The organism is Streptomyces sp. NPDC048018, from assembly GCF_043202995.1.
Classification (GTDB): Bacteria; Actinomycetota; Actinomycetes; order Streptomycetales; family Streptomycetaceae; genus Streptomyces.
In genome coordinates, this window is sequence record NZ_JBIDBK010000007.1 from 118,202 (window position 1) to 138,329 (window position 20,128).

A 20,128-nucleotide genomic window follows, 5' to 3' on the forward strand; every position below is an offset into this window, starting at 1 on the left:
CGACGCTGCCGCGTCTTTGACGAGCATGACCTTCCACCCGCAGCCCCAGCCGGGCGCGGCCAGGCCGTGGGCCTTCCCGGCCCCCGAGCGCGGCGCGCTCGACAACGGTCTGACCGTGCTGCGCTGCCACCGTCCCGGCCAGCAGGTGGTCGCCGTCGAGATCTTCGTCGACGCCCCGCTCGACGCCGAGCCCGAGGGGCTCGACGGCGTCGCCACGATCATGGCCCGGGCCCTGTCCGAGGGCACCGACCAGCGCTCGGCCGAGGAGTTCGCGGCCGAGCTGGAGCGCTGCGGCGCCACCCTCGACGCGCACGCCGACCACCCCGGTGTGCGGGTCTCCCTGGAGGTCCCGGTCTCCCGGCTGCCCAAGGCGCTCGCCCTGCTCTCCGAGGCCCTGATCGCCCCGGCGTTCGCCGAGTCCGAGATCGAGCGCCTGGTGCGCAACCGGCTCGACGAGATCCCGCACGAGTCGGCCAACCCGGCCCGCCGGGCCGCCAAGCAGCTCTCCAAGGAGCTGTTCCCCGCCGCCGCGCGCATGTCCCGGCCGCGCCAGGGCACCGAGGAGACCGTCGAGGCGATCGACGCCGCCGCCGTCCGCGCCTTCTACGACGCGCACGTACGGCCGGCCGCGGCCACCGCCGTGGTCGTCGGCGACCTCACCGGCGTCGAGCTCGACAAGGTGCTCGACGAGACCCTGGGCGGCTGGACGGGTGCCCCGGCGGCGCCGCGCCCGATGCCGCCCATCACCGCCGACGACACCGGCCGGGTCGTCATCGTGGACCGCCCGGGTGCCGTCCAGACGCAGCTGCTCATCGGCCGCGTCGGCGCCGACCGGCACGACCGTGTGTGGCCGGCCCAGGTGCTCGGCACGTACTGCCTCGGCGGCACCCTCACCTCCCGTCTGGACCGCGTCCTGCGCGAGGAGAAGGGCTACACCTACGGGGTGCGTGCCTTCGGCCAGGTGCTGCGCTCCGACGGCGAGGGCCACGGCGCCTCGATGCTCGCCATCAGCGGCTCCGTCGACACCCCCAACACCGGTCCGGCACTTGGCGACCTGTGGAAGGTGCTGCGCACGCTCGCCGCCGAGGGCCTGACGGACGCCGAGCGCGACGTCGCCGTGCAGAACCTCGTGGGCGTCGCCCCGCTCAAGTACGAGACGGCCGCCTCCGTCGCGGGCACCCTGGCCGACCAGGTCGAGCAGCACCTCCCGGACGACTTCCAGGCGCAGTTGTACGCGCGTCTCGCCGAGACGGGCACCGTGGAGGCGACCGCCGCGGTGGTCAACGCCTTCCCGGTGGACCGCCTCGTCACCGTCCTGGTCGGGGACGCTTCGCAGATCGAGGAGCCGGTGCGCGCCCTGGGCATCGGTGAAGTGAGGGTCGTCACCGGCTGACTGAGCCGCCGTCACGCACGGAGGAGGACCCCGGCGACCTGGTTCGCCGGGGTCCTCCCCTTTGTCCGTATTGATGGTTGCTGTTGCTGAATGACCTGTGGCATGCCTTACAAAAACGCGGCTCTGTTTGGTGATTGACAGAAGATCGGCCTAGCGTCGGTCCGGCTGTCCGGCCACATGCACGACGCCGCACCCGCGGCAACGGACAGTCATCGCCGAGTCCCCCTGAGGCGCGAGCCTGGGGAGCCGGGGACCCACACGCAGTCCCTGGGGTGAATCGGACGCCTTCGCGCCACGCGGAGGGGCCCGTAGGAGACCTTCCTGCTCCGAACCCGTCAGCTAACCCGGTAGGCGAGAGGGAAGGAAAGGATCAGCCACTACATGGCGTTCACCCGTGCCACCGGGAAGCATCGTGGTCCGAGCCGTCTGGCGCGCCGTGGCGCGGGCGTCGCCGGCGTGGCGACCATCGCCACCGCAGGCGTCATCGGCACCCTCGCCTCCCCGGCGCTCGCCGCCGACACGGAGCAGCCCTCCGTCGAGGACACCGGCCTCACCCAGGTGATCACCGAGGAGTCCCTCGCCCAGCGGGTCGACGCCCAGGCCGCCGCGCAGGAGAAGGAGGCCTACGAGGCCGCCGCCCGCGCCAGGGCCGCCGCCGAGGCGAAGCGCAAGGCCGAGGCCCGCGCCAAGGAGATCCGGGCCGCCAAGGAGCGCGCCGCCCGCGAGGCCGAGCGCAAGCGCCTGGCGTCCTTCCAGCTCCCCGTCTCCGGCTCCTACGTGAGCACCGGCTACAAGACCGGCGGCTCGCTCTGGTCCTCCGGCAGCCACACCGGCATCGACTTCCACGCCGCCTACGGCACCACGGTCGTCTCCGTCGGCTCCGGCACCGTCGTCGAGGCCGGCTGGGGCGGCGCGTACGGCAACAACATCGTGATCCGGATGAACGACGGCACGTACACGCAGTACGGGCACCTCTCCGCGATCCAGGTCTCCGTCGGCCAGAAGGTCACCCCGGGCGAGCGGATCGGCATCTCCGGCTCCTCCGGCAACTCCACCGGCCCGCACCTCCACTTCGAGGCCCGCACCGGCGCCGACTACGGCACGGACATCAACCCGCTCAGCTACCTCCGCTCCCGCGGCGTGGACGTCTGACGGTCGCCTCCCGCGCAAAAGCCCCGGCTCGCAGCGAGCCGGGGCTTTTTTGCGTCCCTTTCCATCGGGCGGCATCGGAAATTCCGGCGTCCTGCAATAGAGTCGCCGGACAGGCGCCGCTCGATCTGGATTCGCGCGGACAAAAGCGGAGGTCGGACATGCGCATTCCCGCGCACTCGGTATGCACGGCGATCCGGGACGACATCGTCTCCGGGGTGTACGCGCGGGGAGCCAGACTGACCGAGGAACAGCTCGCCCGCCGTTACGGCGTCTCCCGTGTCCCGGTCCGCGAGGCGCTGCGCACCCTGGAGTCCGAGGGCTTCGTGGTCAGCCGCCGGCACGCCGGCGCCCATGTCGCCGAGCCCACCGCGCAGGAGGCCGCCGACCTGCTCGACATGCGCTCCCTGCTGGAACCCCTGGGCGCCGCCCGGGCCGCGCAACGGCGTACCGAGGCCCACCTCAAGGTGCTGCGCGGCCTGGTCAGGCTGGGGCAGGAGCGGGCCAGGCGGGGCCGGGGCGAGGACCTGGCCTCGCTCGGCGGCTGGTTCCACGAGACGCTGGCGCAGGCCTCGGGCAGTCCGCCGCTCACGGCGCTGCTCACCCAGCTGCGCCACAAGATCGCCTGGATGTACGCGGTCGAGCCCTCGGAGCGGCCCGTGGAGGCCTGGGCCGAGCACGGCGCGATCGTGGACGCGGTCGCGCGCGGGGACGCCGAGCGGGCCCGGAACCTGACCGCGCTGCACGGGGAGCACGCGGCGGCGCTGCACCGGCTGAAACAGGCGGACCGGCCCCGTGTGAGGCTTTCGCAACACGTCGTCAACATGGCGGGCCCCCGAAATTAACACGGGCGCCGTATACAAAGGAGTGAGGGAATTCCTCGGCGTAATGCACGGCGCCTGAATTCTCCGGCGGCGTGCCGTGCCGGTCCTCCGGCTGCCCGCATTGTTCGACCCGTCGGGAAGAGACGAAAAAGAAGCCGCACCTCCGGAATTCCGGAGCTGCGGCTTCCGTGCGATCCGTCGTCGGGGAGGAGACGGCTCAGACGGTCTCGGGGAGCTCCTCGAGACCCTCGGCCACCAGCTTCGCCAGGCGGTCGAGCGCGGCCTCGGCGCCATCGGCGTCCGAGGCGAGCACGATCTCCTCGCCGCCCTGGGCGCCCAGGCCGAGCACCGCGAGCATCGACGCGGCGTTGACCGGGTTGCCGTCGGCCTTGGCGATCGTCACGGGGACGCCGGCGGCCGTGGCGGCACGGACGAAGATGGAGGCGGGGCGGGCGTGCAGGCCCTCGGCCCAGCCGACGTTGACGCGGCGCTCAGCCATGGTGGTTGCCCTTCAACTTTCAGCGGTTGTCTAGACCAGTCTCTCACGGGTGGCGACGTGCTCCTACCGACCTCCGACCCCGGTGCGGGAGGGCCCTTCGGTCCTCCTTACCTTGCACGGAGGGCAACCGGCGCGCGACCGGTGCCACCGTCGTACCCCGGCCGTAGGCTTGGCCCATGCAGAGCGCGTCGGAGCAGTCGGAGCAGTCGGAGCACGCGTACCCCGACCACTGGGAGGCGGACGTCGTCCTCCGCGACGGCGGCACCGCGCGCATCCGGCCCATCACCGCCGACGACGCCGAACGGCTGGTCAGCTTCTACGAGCAGGTCTCGGACGAGTCGAAGTACTACCGCTTCTTCGCCCCCTACCCGCGCCTGTCCGCCAAGGACGTCCACCGCTTCACCCACCACGACTTCGTGGACCGGGTGGGGCTCGCGGCGACCGTGGGCGGCGAGTTCATCGCCACCGTCCGCTACGACCGCATCAACGAACTGGGGCGCCCGGCCTCCGCCCCCGCCGACGAGGCCGAGGTCGCCTTCCTCGTCCAGGACGCCCACCAGGGCCGCGGCGTCGCCTCCGCCCTCCTCGAACACATCGCGGCCGTCGCCCGGGAGCGCGGAATCCGGCGGTTCGCCGCCGAGGTGCTGCCCGCCAACACGAAGATGATCAAGGTCTTCACGGACGCCGGCTACACCCAGAAGCGCAGCTTCGAGGACGGATCCGTCCGTCTCCACCTCGACCTCGAACCCACCGACCGCTCGCTCGCCGTCCAGCGTGCCCGCGAACAGCGCGCCGAGGCCCGCTCGGTGCAGCGTCTCCTCACCCCCGGCTCCGTCGCCGTGATCGGCGTCGGCCGCGCCCCCGGAGGCGTCGGCAGGACCGTACTCCGCAATCTGCTCGACTCCGGCTACACCGGCCGCGTCCACGCCGTGAACGCCGCCCTGGGGGAGGGCCCGCACCAGCTGGAGGGCGTTCCCGCCGTCCGCTCCGTCGCCTCCATCGGCGAGCCCGTCGACCTCGCCGTCGTCGCCGTCCCCGCCGAGCGCGTCCCCGAGGCCGTCGCCGACTGCGGCGAGCACGGGGTCCGCGGGCTCGTCGTCCTCTCCGCCGGATACGCCGAGAGCGGCGCCGAGGGCCGCGAACGCCAGCGCGCGCTGGTGCGCCAGGCCCGCTCGTACGGCATGCGGATCATCGGGCCGAACGCCTTCGGGATCATCAATACGGCCGAGTCCGTCCGGCTGAACGCCTCCCTCGCCCCCCAGATGCCGGCCGCAGGACGGATCGGGCTCTTCACCCAGTCCGGCGCCATCGGCATCGCCCTGCTCGCCGGACTGCACCGGCGCGGTGCCGGCCTGTCCGCCTTCCTCTCCGCGGGCAACCGCGCCGACGTCTCCGGCAACGACCTCCTCCAGCACTGGTACGACGACCCCGCCACCGACGTCGTCCTCCTCTACCTGGAGTCGATCGGCAACCCCCGGAAGTTCACGCGGCTGGCCCGCCGGACCGCCGCGCTCAAACCCGTCGTGGTCGTCAAGGGCGCCCGGCACAGCGGCAGCGCCCCGTCCGGCCACCGGGTCCCGGTCACCCGCATCCCGCACGCCACCGTCTCCGCCCTGCTGCGGCAGGCGGGCGTCATCCGCGTCGACACCGTCACCGAACTCGTCGACGCGGGTGTCCTCCTCGCCGACCAGCCCCTGCCCGCCGGCCCCCGCGTCGCCATCCTCGGCAACTCCGAATCCCTCGGCCTGCTCACCTACGACGCCTGCCTCACCGAGGGTCTGCGCCCGCTCCGGCCCCTCGACCTGACCACCGGGGCCACCCCCGCCGACTTCCGCGCCGCGCTCACCGCGGCCCTCGCCGACGACGCCTGTGACGCCGTCGTCGTCACCGCCATCCCCTGGGTCGGCGAGAACGGCGCCACCGAGTCCGGCGACGGCCAGGTCCTCGCCGCGGCCCTCCGCTCCGCCGTGGCCGCCGCCCCCGGCCCGGCCAAGCCGGTCGTCGTCGTCCACGTCGAGATGGGCGCCCTCGCCGAGGCCCTCTCCGTCGCCACCCGCACCCGCCCCGCCGGCCGCACCGCCCCCGTCGCCCCCGCCCCGGCGGGTGGCGCGGCCCCGACGACGGACGGGCCGCCGACGCAGCCGGACACGGCGGCCGAGCCCGCTCCGGCGCAGGCCCCCGCACCCGGGCCCATCCCCGCCTACCCCGCCGCCGAGCGCGCCGTCCGGGCCCTCGCCGAATCCGTCCGCTACGCCCAGTGGCGCCGCCAGGCCGCCGCCGACCCCGGACGCGTGCCCGAGTTCGACCGCATCGACGAGACCGGCGCCGCCGCCCTCATCGAGCGCAGCCTCGGCGAGCCGCAGGCCGACCCGCGGGGCGTCACCCTCGGCCCCGACGCCACGCTGCACCTGCTCGGCCGGTACGGCATCGAGGTGCTGCCCACCCTGCCGGCGCCCACCCCCGACGACGCCGTCCGCGCCGCCGCCCGCCTCGGCTTCCCCGTCGCCCTCAAGACCACGGCACCCCACCTGCGCCACCGCCCCGACCTCGGCGGCGTCCGGCTCGACCTGGCCACCGAGGAGCAGCTGCGCACCGCGTACGGCGAGCTCACCGAGACCCTCGGCAAGCCCGAGGAGCTCCAGCCGGTCGTCCAGGCGATGGTGCCCCGCGGCGTCGACACGGTCGTCCGCTCCGCCATCGACCCCGCCGTCGGCGCCGTCCTCTCCTTCGGTCTCGCCGGCGCGGCCTCCGAACTCCTCGGCGACATGTCCCACCGGCTCGTTCCGGCCACCGACCGGGACGCCGCCGAGCTGGTCCGCTCCATCCGCACCGCACCCCTCCTCTTCGGCTGGCGCGGCTCGGCCCCCGTCGACACGCCCGCCCTGGAGGAACTCCTGCTGCGCGTCTCCCGGCTCGTCGACGACCACCCCGAGGTCGTCGCCATCTCCCTCGAACCCGTCGTCGTCGCCCCCCGCGGCCTCTCCGTCCTCGGCGCCACCGTCCGCCTCGCGCCGCCGCCGCCCCGCACCGACCTCGGCCCGCGCCGTCTGCCGAGCTACTAGGGAGACCGTGAGATGACCGAGCCGACCAGCCCCGCCGGAGGGCCGGAGGGGGCCCCGCAGCCCCGTAGGATGGAGTCCATGGCGAAGACCGGTACGACGACCCAGGGGCTGCGCGCGGCGATCGAGCGCAGCGGCTACTACCCGGCCCTCGTGGCCGAGGCGGTGGAGTCCGCCGTCGGCGGCGAGGCCGTCACGTCGTACGTGGTCCACCAGGAGACCACCTTCGACGCCAACGAGGTCCGGCGCCACGTCACCGTCCTCGTCCTCACGGCCAACCGTTTCATCGTCAGCCACACCGACGAGCAGTCCGCCGACAACAGCTCCCCGACGCCGTACGCCACGACGTCCACCGAGTCCGTCAAGCTCGACCGGATCTCGTCGATCGTCGTCAGCCGCGTCGTCGCCAACCCCGAGTCGTACACGCCCGGCACCCTGCCCCGCGAAGTCGTCCTGACCATCGGGTGGGGCGCGGTCTCGCGCATCGACCTGGAGCCGGCCGCCTGCGGCGACCCCAACTGCGACGCCGACCACGGCTACACCGGCAACTCCACCGCCGACGACCTCAGCCTCCGGGTCAGCGACGCCGGCGACGGCCCCGACACCGTCCGGCAGACCCTGGCCTTCGCCCAGGCGCTCTCCGAGGCCACCGCCGCCACCGCGGTCGCCCGCTGATGGCCCAGCCCGCCGCGCTCGCCCAGGGCTGGCCCGACGAACCGGTGCCGCTGGACCCTGCCACGGCCCCGCTTCCCGAGTACGGCAGCGGGTCGCTCGCCGACCTGCTCCCGACGCTCGTCGCCGGTCAGGGCGTCCCCGGCTGCGAGGCGCGGATCACCGAGCTCGCGCCCGCCGACCGCAACTGCGTCTTCCTCATCGACGGACTCGGCTGGGAGCAGATCACGACCCACCCGGACGAGGCCCCGTACCTCACCTCGCTCCTCGCCACCTCACGCGGCGGCACCGGGCGCCCCCTCACCGCCGGCTTCCCCGCCACCACCGCGACCTCGCTCGCCTCGGTCGGCACCGGACAGTTCCCCGGCGCCCACGGCCTGCCCGGCTACACCGTGCGCAATCCGGACACCGGCGAGCTGATGAACCAGCTCCGCTGGAAGCCCTGGACCCCGCCCCGCGCCTGGCAGCCGTACCCCACGATCTTCCAGCTCGCCGACGAGGCCGGGGTCCACACGGCCCAGGTCTCCTCGCCGATCTTCCAGGACACCCCGCTCACCAAGATCGCACTGAGCGGCGGCACCTTCCTCGGGCGGCTCTCCGGCGAGGAGCGCATGGACGGCGCCGCCGAGCAGCTCGCCGCCGGCGACCGCGCGCTGGTCTACACGTACTACAGCGAACTCGACGGCGCCGGACACCGCTTCGGCATCGACTCCGACGCCTGGCGCGGCCAGCTGATGTTCGTCGACCGGCTCGTCCAGCGACTCGCCGAACAGCTGCCGCCCCGCTCGGCCCTCTACGTCACCGCCGACCACGGGATGGTCGACATCCCCTTCGACGAGGACCACCGGATCGACTTCGACGAGGACTGGGAGCTGCGGGCCGGAGTCGCCCTGCTCGGCGGCGAGGGGCGCGCCCGGCACGTCTACGCCGTTCGCGGTGCCGAGGCGGACGTCCTCACCTGCTGGCGCGAGGTCATCGGCGACCGCTTCTGGGTGGCGAGCCGCGACGAGGCCATCGAACTCGGCTGGTTCGGCGACCGGATCGACGAGCGGGTGTACGGCCGGATCGGCGACGTGGTCGCCGCGGCCCAGGGCGACCTCGCCATCACCGCCTCCGTCAACGAGCCGAACGAGTCCGCCATGGCGGGCATGCACGGGTCCATGACCCCGGCGGAGCAGCTCGTCCCGCTGCTCGAAGTCCGCACCTGAGACGACCGGCACCGCCGGCCCCCGCCCCTCGCCACCTTCCCCTCCCCGATCGCGAAAGGTCCTCGACCTCCCATGCCCGAGCTGGTGTTCTTCTCCGGAACGATGGACTGCGGAAAGAGCACCCTCGCTCTTCAGATCGAGCACAACCGCTCCACCCGCGGCCTCCAGGGCATGATCTTCACGCGGGACGACCGCGCCGGCGAGGGCAAGCTCTCCTCCCGGCTCGGCCTGGTCACCGACGCCGTCGAGGCCGCCGAGGGCTTCGACTTCTACGCGTACCTGGTCGCCCACCTGTCGAAGGGCGGCCGTTGCGACTACGTCATCGCCGACGAGGCCCAGTTCCTGGCGCCCGAGCAGATCGACCAGCTCGCCCGGGTCGTCGACGACCTGGAACTCGACGTCTTCGCCTTCGGCATCACCACCGACTTCCGCTCCAAGCTGTTCCCCGGCTCGCAGCGGCTCGTCGAGCTGGCGGACCGGGTGGAGGTCCTCCAGGTCGAGGCCCTGTGCTGGTGCGGTGCCCGCGCCACCCACAACGCGCGCACCGTCGGCGGCGAGATGGTGGTCGAGGGCGCGCAGGTGGTCGTCGGCGACGTCAACGCGGGTGACGAGGTCGGCTACGAAGTGCTGTGCCGCCGTCACCACCGGCGCCGCATGACGGCCGCCACCGCCCGCGCGGCGGCGCTGTCCCCGGACGTCCTGCCCGTCCCCGACCCCTCCTAGCCACCGCCCCCGGCCCTCCCGGCAACCGTCCCCGGCCCCTCCTGGCAGCCGTCCCCGGCCCCTCCTGCGTCCCCCGCCGCCGCGGGGGAGGGAAACACCCGGAAGCGGCGCCGGTACTCCATCGGTGTCGTGTCGAGCCTGCGCCGGAAAGCCCGGATCAGGGTGTCGGTGGTGCCGAAGCCGCAGCTGCTCGTGATGCGTTCGAGGGTGGCGTCGGTGGATTCCAGCAGGTGGCGGGCGCGTTCGACGCGGGCCGACTCCACGTAGGCGCCGGGGGTCGTGCCCAGCTCGGCCTTGAAGATCCTGGTGAGCTGGCGCTCGCTGACGTGGGCGCTCGCGGCGAGTTCCGCGAGGGTCAGCGGGGAGTCGAGCCGGCGCATGACGTAGTGGCGCAGGTCCTCGACGCGCCGGGTGGTGGAGGCCGGTTCGAGCGGCACGCCGAACTGGCTCTGGCCGCTGGGCCGCTTCAGGTACATCACCAGCTGGCGCGCCACCCGCAGCGCCAGTGCCTCGCCGAAGTCGTCGGCGACGAGGGCGAGCGACAGATCGAGGCACGAGCTGATGCCGGCGCCGGTCCACACGTCGCCGTCACGGATGAAGATCGGGTCGGCGTCGACCTCCACCGCCGGGTGGTCGGCGGCGAGTTGCTGCGCGGTGGACCAGTGGGTGGTGGCGCGCCTGCCGTCGAGCAGCCCGGCGGCGGCGAGGATGTGCGCGCCGACGCAGACCGACGCCACACGTCGGCTCCGCTCGGCCAGGGTGCGCACCCGGGCGACCACCGCGGGATCGACCAGCGCGTGCACACGCCGGTCGTCGTCCACCTCGACGGAGCCGGGTACGAGCAGCGTGTCGATGCTCCGGGCGGCCGCCTCCTCGAAGGTGACGTCGGGCAGCACGCGTACCCCGGCCGCCGTGGTGACCGGCGCCATGGTCTCGGCGGCGAGGAGGACCTCGTAGGCCGCCGCGTCGTCCGTCTCGCGCCGCAGGAGGGCGAACACCTCGGGCGGTCCGGTGACGTCGAGCAGGTCCACCCCCTCGAAGAGGACGATGACGATCAGGCGTCCGACGGTGCTCATGAGGTCTCCGCCCGGTGTTCGGCACATGGTGTGGGAAACGGTGTTCGGATACGCAGGGTAGCCGCGCCCGGCGGCACCGGCTGTTCACCTGAGGTGCGCTCAGGGACCTCCTCGTGCTCGGACGGGGGTCGCCCGGCTCGGGGGTAATGCGTTTCTACGACGATCAGAACGCCGAGCCGGGCCGAGGAGCCGTACGGGCCGATCCGGGCGGAACGGGCCGGCGAGCCGCCCCTGGAGGACGTGTGCCACCCGCTGCCGAGACCGAGCACTCCCCGTCACGGCCCCGGCTGCGGGCAGCGGCCGGGGCGGCCGCGCTCACCGGACTCCTCTTCTGCCTCGCCGGCCGGCTCGCGGGCAGCTACCCGTTCGGTCCCAGGACCCGGAACATCGTCGACCTGGGCCAGCAGTACCTGCCCTTCCACGCCTACTGGCGGACGCTGCTGACGGGGGAGAGCCCCGGCGACCTCTTCCTCAACTGGTCGTCGGGCTTCGGCTCCAACTTCCTCGGAGACTTCGGCACCTACCTGAGCAGCCCCTTCGACCTGCTCGTCGTCCTCTTCCCGGCCGACCGCACCGAACTCGCGCTGTACGTCATCACCACGGCCAAGACCGCCACCGCGGCCGCGGCGATGGCGGCCCTGCTCCTCACGCTCAGGCGCGGACCCTGGCCGCTCGCCGCCGTCCTCGGCACCGCGTACGCCCTGTCCGGCTGGACCTTCAACTACGCGGCCACCGTCCCGATGTGGCTCGACGGACTCGTCGCCTTCCCGCTGCTGTGCCTGGTGGGGGAGTGGGCCCGCACGGGCCGCCGGCCGGTCCTGGGGCCGCTCGTGGTGGCGCTCGCCTGGTTCGCCAACTTCTACACCGCGTACATGGCCACCATCGGCGCCGCCGTCGTCCTCGCCGTCCGGCTGCTCACCACCGACGACACCGGAACCGACCGCCCGTCCGGGCCGCGCGCCGGCACCGGAGCCGACCGCCCGACGGGCACGCGCACGGCGAGCGGCTCCGACGGCACCCGCCGCTCCGGCGGCCGGCGGCGCCCGCGCCTGGCCGCGCTGCTGCGGGCCGCCCGCAGCGTCCTGATCGGCATCGGGCTCGCCGCCCCGCTCGTCGGCGTCATCTTCCTCGCCACCAAGGTCGCCGACCCGACCCCGCCCACCGCCTTCGCGCGCGCCGCCTGGACGGACGTCCTCGCCCGCTTCCTGCCCGCCACCGCCGGCGTGGCCACCCCCGCCCTCTTCATCGGCACCCCCGCCCTCGGCCTCGCCCTCACCCTGCCCTTCAACACCGCCGTCGCCGCCCGCGTCCGCACCGGCTGGGCCGTGGCGATCGTCCTGGTCACCCTCTCCCTGCAGTGGGAGCCGACCCATCTGATCTGGCACGCGGGCGCCTCGCCCAACGGCATCCCCTACCGCCAGACCTTCGTCCTGTGCGGCCTGCTCCTCGTGGCCGCCTGGCTGTCCGTGGCCCAGGGCGTGCCCCGGCCCCTCGCGCTGCTCGGCGGTGCCGGACTGCTCGCGTTCGGCGCCCGCGCGGCCGCCGTCAGCCCGGACATCGACCGCTGGACCTACCCGGCCGCCGCCGGGGCCGCCGCCCTCGCCGCCGTCGCCGCGCTGCTCGCCCACGGGGCGACGGGCCGCCGCGCCCGGCGGCTGCTGCCCGTCCTGGCCGTCGGACTGCTGCTCGCCGCGCAGGCCGGGGAGACCCTCGTCACCGGCAAGCGCATCGAGGAACAGCAGCTGAGCAAGGTCTCCTGGTCGCCCCGTGTCGGCCCCTGGCACACCGACATGACCCGGGCCGTGGCGGAGAAGGACGCCTGGCCGGGCCACCGCACCGACCCCGGCGAGGTGCCGGGCGGCAACGACGTCCTGCTCGTCGGCGGTCAGGGCGCCGACTACTACAGCAGCCTCACCGCCGACACGTACTCCCGGATGCTCGCCGGGCTCGGCTTCGGCTATTACGCCAAGGGCCGGCACCCCGTCAGCCTGGACAACCCCGTCACCGACGCGATCTTCTCGATCGGCACCCGGATGCGGTCCACCCCGAAGGGCGAGCCCGCCGTCGACCGGCTCCCCGAGGCCGGCATCACGGTCACCGACACCCCCGTACCGCCGCTCGTGACCGTCCACCCGGCGGACCCGCGGACGGGGACGAGCACGCCCAGCGCCTTCGCCCGCCAGGAACGCATGCTCGGACACACCGTCTACGAGGTCCCCGCCGCCCCGCGCCGCACCGACGCCCCCGACGGCACCGCCACCCTCGAAGCGCAGTGCCCGGCCGGCTCCGAGGTCTGGTTCTGGGCGCCCGAATACCAGGGCACCGCCGCGCTCGCGGACGGCCCGGCCGTCGGCTTCGCGGGCAGATTGCCCGCCGTCCTCGGCCCCATGCAGCGACTCGGCACCGTCCCCGCCACCGGCGCCGTCCGGATCCGGCTGCACCCCGAGCCGGGCGCGAAGCCCCGGCTGAAGCTGCCCCCGCAGCCCGTCGGCTGCCTGGACCGGCACCGGCTCGCCGACGCCGTCCGGGACCTCACCGCCACCGGCGCGACCGACGTGCGCACCACCGGCCACACCCTCACCGCCGACCTCCCCGCCGGCAGCACCGGCACCGCCGTGCTCGCCGTCCCCCGGATCTCCGGCTGGCGCTGCGCCGCCGGCGCCGCCCGCCTCGCGCCCGCGCACAGCCGCCTCGGCCTGCTCGCCGTCCCCCTCGACGGCAAGGCCACCTCCGTGACCTGCTCCTTCCGCCCGCCGGGCGTCCGGCTCGGTGGCGCGGTCGGTGCGGCGGCCCTCGCCGCCCTCCTGGCCACCGCATGGCTCCACCGGCGCCGCGGCCGGGCACACGGGGGACGGCAAGAGTTCACCGACCGTGCACGTCCGGCTTGTTCACCGGAGAAGAGCGCTGTCTAGTCTGCCCGCCTGTACCGATACGTGAGCCGAGGATTCCGAGTGCCGAAACTGTCCGTCGTCGTGCCGTTCCACAATGTCGGGCCCTACGCCCCCGACACCCTGCGCAGTCTCGCCGACAACGCGGATGCGGACACCGAGTTCCTGCTGGTCGACGACCACTCCACCGACGAGACCCCGGACTTCCTCGACCGCTGGAAGGACCGCATCCCGCAGGCCACCGTGATCCGCCACGAGACCAACCTCGGCGTGGCGCAGGCCCGCAACACCGGCATCGACGCGGCGACCGGCGACTACGTCACCTTCCTCGACGGCGACGACTGGTACGCCCCCGGCCACCTGCGCGCGATGGTGGCCGGCATCCACCGCCTGGGCTGCGACTTCGCCCGCACCGACCACGTCCTGTCGACCGACCGCAACCGGCAGATCCGCTACGCGCCGGCCAAGGAACGCGACACCGTCATGGACCCCAGGGACGGCATCGCCCCGGCCGCCATGGTGACGATGGTCGACTACCCCTTCGTGCCCTTCGGCATCTACAGCGCCCGCCTCTTCGAGAACGGTGCCTCGCGCTTCGAGACGAAGCTGCGCACCGCGGAGGACCGGCTGTGGATCTGGCGGCTCCACCTCACCGCCCGCACCTACGCGGCACTCTCCCTGCACGGGGTCTTCTACCGGCGGGGTGTCACCACCTCGCTGACCCAGATCACCGACAACCGCCAGCTCGACTTCATCCCGTCCTACGACCTGCTGCTCGACGAGGTCTCCCGCGACCGCGACGCCGACCGCTTCCTGCCGAAGGCCGTCCGCACCTACTGCGCGATGATCGCCTTCCACATGGCGAAGGCCGGCCAGTACGAGCCCGCCGTCACCAAGCGCCTCCGGCGCGACGTCACCGACGCCCTGCGCCGGATGCCGCAGTCGGTCCTCGACGAGACCCTCGCGACGATGGACACCCCCCGCAGCACCCTGCTCAGGAGCCTGCGCGACACCGGAAAGGCCGCCTGACCCATGGCGCACGACCGCGTTCAGATCTTCCAGGTGTCGACGCTCTACGGCGCCGCCACCGTGGCGGCCGCCCTCGACGCCGGGCAGTTCGGCGCCCCCGGACACGCCCGCCGCCTCCTTCTCGTCTCGAACAACGCCGAGATCCCCGAGACCGCCGTCCGGATCGACGCGATGACCGGCTACGAGCGGATCGCCGCCCGCTTCGACGAGGTCGTCGACTGGAACGAGGCCGTCCACCCGCATCACCCCAGCTCCTGGGCGCCCCGCCCCGAGGAGTCCCCGCTGTGGCAGCGGGTCCTCCGCACCGCCTGGGGGCTGGGCTCCGCCACCGTCGAGGTGATCGTCGAGTCCATCCAGGTCAACCCGGCCAAGGCGCTCGCCGCCGTGTTCGCGGAGAGCGCCGTCCACGTCTACGCCGACGGCCTCATGAGCTACGGCCCCACCCGCGACGAGCTGCCCCAGTCGATCGCCGCCCGGGTCCGCCGGGTCCTCCACCTGGACCTGGTGCCGGGACTGCGTCCGCTGCTGCTCACCGAGTACGGCGTCGGGGCCGAGCTCGTCCCCGACGACGCCTTCCGGGCCGTCCTCCGGGAGATCGCGGAGGACGGGGGCGAGGACGGCCGGCTGGCGCGCGCGGTCGCCGCGGCGCCGACGGCGCTGCTGCTCGGCCAGTACCTCGCGGTCCTCGGCATCCTCACCGGCGAGGAGGAAGAGGAGCTGCACCTGCGGATGCTGCGCGGCGCGGCCGCGGCCGGGCACCGCTCGATCGTCTTCAAGCCGCACCCCACGGCCCCGGCGAGCTATTCGACCGCCCTCCACGAGGAGGCCGCCCGCACCGGCGTCACCCTCACCGTGCTGGACGGGCCGCTGCTCGCCGAGACCTTCTACGAGCGCTGCCGTCCCGGTCTCGTCGTCGGCTGCTTCTCCACCGCGATGCTCACGGCCGCGGTCTACTACGGCGTCCCCGTCGCGCGCGTCGGCACCGGCACGGTCCTGGCCCGGCTCACCCCGTACGAGAACAGCAACCGCGTCCCGCTGACGGTCGTCCACCACATCGTCCCCGACCTGGAGGGCGCCGCCGAGCCCGCCGTGCCCGGTGCGGCACCGGACGGTCTCGCACCGCTCGTCCGGGCGGTCGGCCACTGCATGCGCCCGACCGCGCACCCCGGCCTGCGCGCCGAGACGCTCGCCTACCTGGCGGCGCACGGCACCGGCCCCGCGGCCGCGCTGCACTTCCCGGCGGAACGGCTGGCGGAGCTGGACCTGCGCGTCCCGGCGCGGACGACGTAGTCCCACCGGCCCGCGGCCACGCCCGGTGCCCTGGCCGGGCTACCGTGCGGCGGCGTCCTGACCGCGGTCCGACGCGTGCCCTGGGGCGTGGCTTCCGGAGCGCGGGCCGGCACGATCCGGAGGGCGTGACCTAAGGCCGGACCGCCGACCGCACCAGAGTGAAGACCGCGCCCTCGGGGTCGGCGACCAGGGCGAGCCGCCCCGCCGTGCCCTCGTGCGGCGGGCGCAGCAGCCGGCCGCCGAGCTCGTCGACCAGGCGGGCGGACGCGTCCACGTCGTCCACCTCGAAGTACGTCATCCAGTGCGCGCCGCGGTCCCGCGGCAGCTCCGTGCCGACCCCGCGCAGGGAGGCGACCGGCCGGCCGTCGAGGTGGAGCGTCTGGTGGTCGAGGTCGGCGGAGACGACGGGCCGGGTCTCGTAACGGAAGATCGTCCGGTAGAACTTGCCGACCGACGACGTCTCGTACGTCAGGAGCTCGTTCCAGACCGGAGTCCCGGCGGGTCCGGCGGTCGCGGTGCCGTGGTGGGCGTCGGCCTGCCAGACGCCGAAGACGGCGCCGGCCGGGTCCGCGCAGATCGCCATGCGCCCCGCCTCGCCCGCGTCGATCGGGCCGACCGCCACCGTGCCGCCGCAGCAGCGGATGTTCTCCGCCGTCTCGTCGGCGTCGTCGGTGGCCAGGTAGGTGGTCCAGGCGATCGGCAGATGCCGGTCGGGGGGCAGCTGGCCGATGCCGGCCACCTCCCGGCCGTCGAGCAGCGCGCGCACGTACGGGCCGAGCTGCTGCGGCCCGGGCACGAACTCCCAGCCGAACAGCGCGCCGTAGAACTCCTGCGTCGCGTCAAGTCCATGCACCATCAGGCTCACCCAACAGGGTGTACCGGGTGTGCGCCGAGTCGCCTCGGTCATCGTCACTCTCTCCTCGCCAGGGGGCGTACGAGGTGGGGCCGGAAGCCCGGACAGGAGCGCCCCGGCGGGTCATTGCCCGCCGCCCGGCCCTCCTACACCTGCACCGGTCGTACACTCTGCGCTGATCGTCGCACCACGGAGCGTGCCGCGCGCCCCGGACAATACGGGAGAGGCCCGGTCCCGGGGCGCGTGCTGCGCGAGGATGGCCCCATGAAGCCCATCATCTCCGCAAGCGAACTCGTGAGCGAATCGGCCGGGGCGCGGCCGCCGGTCCTGCTGGACGTCCGCTGGACCCTCGGCGGTCCGCCCGGACGCCCCGAGTACGAGGCCGGGCACCTGCCCGGCGCCGTCTACGTGGACCTCGACACCGACCTCGCGGGCCCGCCCGGAAGCGGCGGACGGCACCCGCTGCCGGACGTCACCGCCTTCGGCGCGGCCATGCGCCGGGCGGGTGTCTCGGCGGACACGCCGGTCGTCGTCTACGACGGCGGTCCGGGCTGGGGCGCGGCGCGGGCGTGGTGGCTGCTGCGCTGGGCCGGGCACCCGGAGGTCCGGGTCCTCGACGGTGGGCTGGCCGCGTGGCCGGGGGAGCTGGTGAAGGACGTCCCGGACCCGGAGCCGGGCGACTTCGAGCCGCGTCCGGGCGCCCTGGGCCTGCTGGACGCGGACGGCGCGGCGAGCCTGGCCCGTTCCGGTCTCCTTCTCGACGCGCGCGCCGCCGAGCGCTACCGCGGCGACGTGGAGCCCATCGACCGGGTCGGCGGCCACATCCCGGGCGCCGTCTCGGCCCCGACAACGCAGAACGTGGGTCCGGACGGTCTGTTCCTCCCCGCGGAGGCCCTCGCGGCCCGCTTCGCCGCCCTGGGCGCCGTGGAGGGCGCGGACGTCGCGGTCTACTGCGGCTCCGGTGTCTCCGGAGCCCACGAGGTCCTCGCCCTCGCGATCGCCGGCCTCCCGGCGGCGCTCTACGCGGGCTCCTGGTCCGAGTGGTCCGCCGACCCCGGCCGCCCGGTGGCGACGGGTCCGGATCCGCAGTAGTCCGCCGGGCCGCGCGCACGGCGAAAGGGCCCGCGCCCCGGGCGCGGGCCCTCACACGTCAGGCCTCAGTCCTGCTTCTTGCGGCGGGTGCCGAAGACGATCTCGTCCCAGCTCGGTACGGCCGCGCGGCGGCCCGGGCGGACGCCGTCGGCCTCGGCCTGGCGGTCCGTGGTGCCGATGAGGCGGTCGCGGTGGCCCGAGACGGCGCGGGGCATGAGGACGTCCGCGTAGGCGGAGCCGGCGCCCGCGGAGGCCGCCGGGGCCGGCGGCTCCTCGGCCTCGACCTCGTCGGAGGGCTCGGTGTCGGCCGGTTCGGGGACCACCATGTCGCCGCGGAAGCTCGGCACGGCCTCCAGGAGGCTGGTCAGGGAGTCCCGCTCCTCCTCCGGCTCGGGGGCCGGGGCGGGCGTCCGCTCGATCTGGCGGTCGAGCGCACGGTCCAGCGGCCGGTCCCGGGGCAGCCGGGCGATCCGCGGCACGAAGGGGAAGGTCGGCTCCGGGGCGGCGGCCAGCGTGTCGTCGGTCTCGCCGATCAGTGCCCGCGCCTCGTCGTCGACGGCCTGCACGAGCCGCCGGGGCGGGTCGTACGTCCAGCTCGCGGTGTGCACCTCGCCCGCGACGCGGTAGACGAGCAGCACCTCCCAGGTGCCGTCGTCGCGGCGCCAGGAGTCCCACTGCACGGTGTCCTTCTCGGCGCCGCGCAGCAGCAGCCGCTCCTGCACCGCCTCGCCGAGCTGGGGGCCGGTGTTCTCGCCGGGCCGGCGCACGGGGGTCTTGCGGGCCCGCTCCGCCATGAACGCGCGCTCGGCGAGGACGGGGCCCTCGAAGCGCCGCACCCGGTCGACGGGGATGCCGGCGAGCTGAGCGACCTCCTCCGCGGAGGCGCCGGCCCGTATCCGGGCCTGGATGTCGCGGGGGCGGAGGTGGCTCTCCACCTCGATCTCGATCTGGCCGAGCCGTGCGCGGTCGTTGCGCACCGCGGCGCGCAGCCGCTCGTCGATCGGAAGCGTGTACTCCGTGCTGTCAGCAGCCTTCAGCACCAGTCGTGTGCCGTCGTTCGAGACGGCCACGACACGCAGTTCGGGCATGGGAACCTCCCGGGTGGTGCCTGCCGACGTCACGTGCGTCGCTGCTTCCGCTAGTCGAGTGTGGCCTGCCCGGGTGCAGCCTGCCACAACCCTGCCGAGTTGCCCGGCGTGTCGGGCATGGACCCTGGAGCGCCGTTATGGCACGGTTACCTGATTGCGACGCAGAGTGACAGGCCGTCACGCTGTGTCGCGGGTGCCCGTGTGTGCCGTGGCTCCGCCGGTTCGAGTGCCACCATCGGCCCCCTTCCGTCGATTCCGGACACCCGTGAGGGGTCCGGACCCAGGGCTCGCCACAGTACTCCATTCGGGCCACCTGGGTGGACCGCCGCGCCGCCCAACTTCTCGGGAGGTTCGGGAGTTGAGTCTCCGCCTCCCACCCCCGTGCGTGTCCCTCTTCACAGAAACACCAGAAACGGAACTAATCCCTTCGCCCATTTGTCCCTTGTGAGTGCATGGTGGAACAGATGAACAGCAGGGGTTGGACATGCGTCACACGCCGGAAACCGGCACTGAGGAGCGGAAAACCGGCGCAATGGAGCGCGAGAACGAGAGGAGACGCTTCGACCTGAGCGTCCCTCAGGTCGCGGGCAGCGCCATCGCCGCCGTCCTCGCCGCCAAACTCGCCTCCACGCTCGGCGTGTACGGCACCATCCTCGGCGCCGGTGTGATCAGTGTCATCGCCACCTGCGGCGGTCCGGTCCTGCAGCACGTCTTCAAGCGCACCGGCGAGCAGATGCGCGAGGCGGCCGGCACCCAGGCGAAGCCCTGTGCGCGCCGCCCGGCCGCGACGCCCGGGAACGGCCACAGCGGGGAGTTCGGCGCGGCCACCGTCCACGGCACCCGGGTCAGAGGCTGGAAACGCCCCGCCCTCGGCGCGGCCGTGGTCTTCCTGGTCGCGATGGGCGGCATCACCGCGTACGAGCTGAGCTCCGGTCAGGACCTCGGCGGCACCCAGGGGTCCACCACCTTCGGCTCGGCGGTCCGCGGCCAGGCGAACGGCGACGCCGGCGGCGACAAGGGCGAGGAGCGCCCGTCGGAGGGCGGCACGCCCGGCGCCACCCCGAGCTCCGGCGGCGACGGGTCCACCGGCGGACGGGGGACGCACCCGACCCCGGGCGCCACCCCCGGGACCGGCTCTCCGACCCCCGAGGCCACCCCGACCCCCACGCCCACGCCGTCCGGCTCCGCCGATCCCACCGACGGCGGCACGACCCCGCCCCCGACCGCGCCGACGGCGACCCCGCCGCCCACCGCTCCCGCGAGCCCGCGGGAGACGGACGGGTGA

General features: G+C 74.1%; 16 protein-coding genes and 1 riboswitch. Of the genes, 12 read left to right on the plus strand and 4 right to left on the minus strand.

Annotated features, from left to right (window positions below; all coding sequences use genetic code 11):
- Window positions 1-25: 25 nt before the first annotated feature.
- From ACGF1Z_RS26350 to ACGF1Z_RS26360, 3 genes are all read left to right on the plus strand, one after another.
- On the plus strand, window positions 26-1,393 hold the full coding sequence (locus ACGF1Z_RS26350; protein WP_393008474.1) for a M16 family metallopeptidase: 1,368 nt from the start codon (window positions 26-28) through the stop codon (window positions 1,391-1,393).
- A 203-nt stretch (window positions 1,394-1,596) separates the two neighbouring features.
- Window positions 1,597-1,762: riboswitch (cyclic di-AMP (ydaO/yuaA leader) on the plus strand.
- Window positions 1,763-1,774: 12 nt separating this feature from the next.
- Window positions 1,775-2,545: a M23 family metallopeptidase gene (locus ACGF1Z_RS26355; protein WP_393008051.1), complete on the plus strand. Its 771-nt coding sequence runs from the start codon at window positions 1,775-1,777 to the stop codon at window positions 2,543-2,545.
- Window positions 2,546-2,703: 158 nt separating this feature from the next.
- Window positions 2,704-3,387 (plus strand): GntR family transcriptional regulator, encoded by a 684-nt coding sequence (locus ACGF1Z_RS26360; RefSeq protein ID WP_393008053.1) that lies wholly within the window; start codon window positions 2,704-2,706, stop codon window positions 3,385-3,387.
- Window positions 3,388-3,583: 196 nt separating this feature from the next.
- On the opposite strand, the gene ACGF1Z_RS26365 is transcribed toward ACGF1Z_RS26360, so the two are convergent.
- The gene (locus tag ACGF1Z_RS26365; protein ID WP_046910823.1) at window positions 3,584-3,865 is read right to left on the minus strand and encodes an HPr family phosphocarrier protein; all 282 of its coding nucleotides are present in this window, start codon (window positions 3,863-3,865) and stop codon (window positions 3,584-3,586) included.
- A gap of 176 nt (window positions 3,866-4,041) precedes the next feature.
- On the opposite strand from ACGF1Z_RS26365, the gene ACGF1Z_RS26370 reads away from it, so the two are divergent.
- The 4 genes from ACGF1Z_RS26370 to ACGF1Z_RS26385 all read left to right on the plus strand — a co-directional run bounded on the left by ACGF1Z_RS26370 (window position 4,042) and on the right by ACGF1Z_RS26385 (window position 9,527).
- Window positions 4,042-6,927, plus strand: coding sequence for a GNAT family N-acetyltransferase (locus ACGF1Z_RS26370; RefSeq protein WP_393008056.1), 2,886 nt, complete (start codon window positions 4,042-4,044; stop codon window positions 6,925-6,927).
- Between the two features lie 78 nt (window positions 6,928-7,005).
- Window positions 7,006-7,599, plus strand: a complete 594-nt coding sequence (locus tag ACGF1Z_RS26375) for a DUF5998 family protein (protein ID WP_376628655.1) — start codon at window positions 7,006-7,008, stop codon at window positions 7,597-7,599.
- Complete coding sequence (locus ACGF1Z_RS26380; RefSeq protein WP_393008058.1) at window positions 7,599-8,804, plus strand: alkaline phosphatase family protein; 1,206 nt, start codon at window positions 7,599-7,601, stop codon at window positions 8,802-8,804. The genes ACGF1Z_RS26375 and ACGF1Z_RS26380 overlap by 1 nt, the downstream gene beginning before the upstream one ends.
- Window positions 8,805-8,876: 72 nt before the next feature.
- Window positions 8,877-9,527, plus strand: coding sequence for a thymidine kinase (locus ACGF1Z_RS26385; protein WP_393008060.1), 651 nt, complete (start codon window positions 8,877-8,879; stop codon window positions 9,525-9,527).
- Here the strand turns inward: ACGF1Z_RS26385 and ACGF1Z_RS26390 are convergent.
- Complete coding sequence (locus tag ACGF1Z_RS26390; protein ID WP_393008062.1) at window positions 9,524-10,603, minus strand: GlxA family transcriptional regulator; 1,080 nt, start codon at window positions 10,601-10,603, stop codon at window positions 9,524-9,526. The genes ACGF1Z_RS26385 and ACGF1Z_RS26390 overlap by 4 nt on opposite strands.
- A gap of 146 nt (window positions 10,604-10,749) precedes the next feature.
- Here ACGF1Z_RS26390 and ACGF1Z_RS26395 point away from each other — a divergent pair, with 146 nt between their 5' ends.
- From ACGF1Z_RS26395 to ACGF1Z_RS26405, 3 genes are read left to right on the plus strand one after another with little or no spacing between them, the layout of a single operon-like run.
- Window positions 10,750-13,515, plus strand: coding sequence for a YfhO family protein (locus ACGF1Z_RS26395; protein ID WP_393008064.1), 2,766 nt, complete (start codon window positions 10,750-10,752; stop codon window positions 13,513-13,515).
- A 39-nt stretch (window positions 13,516-13,554) separates the two neighbouring features.
- Window positions 13,555-14,520 carry a glycosyltransferase family 2 protein gene (locus tag ACGF1Z_RS26400; RefSeq protein ID WP_393008066.1) on the plus strand — a complete coding sequence of 322 codons (966 nt, stop codon included), beginning with the start codon at window positions 13,555-13,557 and terminating at the stop codon, window positions 14,518-14,520.
- A gap of 3 nt (window positions 14,521-14,523) precedes the next feature.
- Window positions 14,524-15,810: a polysialyltransferase family glycosyltransferase gene (locus ACGF1Z_RS26405; protein WP_393008068.1), complete on the plus strand. Its 1,287-nt coding sequence runs from the start codon at window positions 14,524-14,526 to the stop codon at window positions 15,808-15,810.
- A 130-nt stretch (window positions 15,811-15,940) separates the two neighbouring features.
- Here ACGF1Z_RS26405 and ACGF1Z_RS26410 read toward each other — a convergent pair whose 3' ends face one another.
- Window positions 15,941-16,717, minus strand: coding sequence for a VOC family protein (locus ACGF1Z_RS26410; RefSeq protein ID WP_393008070.1), 777 nt, complete (start codon window positions 16,715-16,717; stop codon window positions 15,941-15,943).
- A gap of 210 nt (window positions 16,718-16,927) precedes the next feature.
- On the opposite strand from ACGF1Z_RS26410, the gene ACGF1Z_RS26415 reads away from it, so the two are divergent.
- Entirely contained in the window at window positions 16,928-17,755 is an 828-nt protein-coding gene (locus tag ACGF1Z_RS26415) for a sulfurtransferase (protein ID WP_393008072.1), read from the plus strand.
- Window positions 17,756-17,820: 65 nt separating this feature from the next.
- On the opposite strand, the gene sepH is transcribed toward ACGF1Z_RS26415, so the two are convergent.
- Window positions 17,821-18,876 (minus strand): septation protein SepH, encoded by a 1,056-nt coding sequence (gene sepH / locus ACGF1Z_RS26420; protein WP_393008074.1) that lies wholly within the window; start codon window positions 18,874-18,876, stop codon window positions 17,821-17,823.
- Between the two features lie 499 nt (window positions 18,877-19,375).
- Here sepH and ACGF1Z_RS26425 point away from each other — a divergent pair, with 499 nt between their 5' ends.
- Entirely contained in the window at window positions 19,376-20,128 is a 753-nt protein-coding gene (locus tag ACGF1Z_RS26425) for a hypothetical protein (RefSeq protein ID WP_393008076.1), read from the plus strand.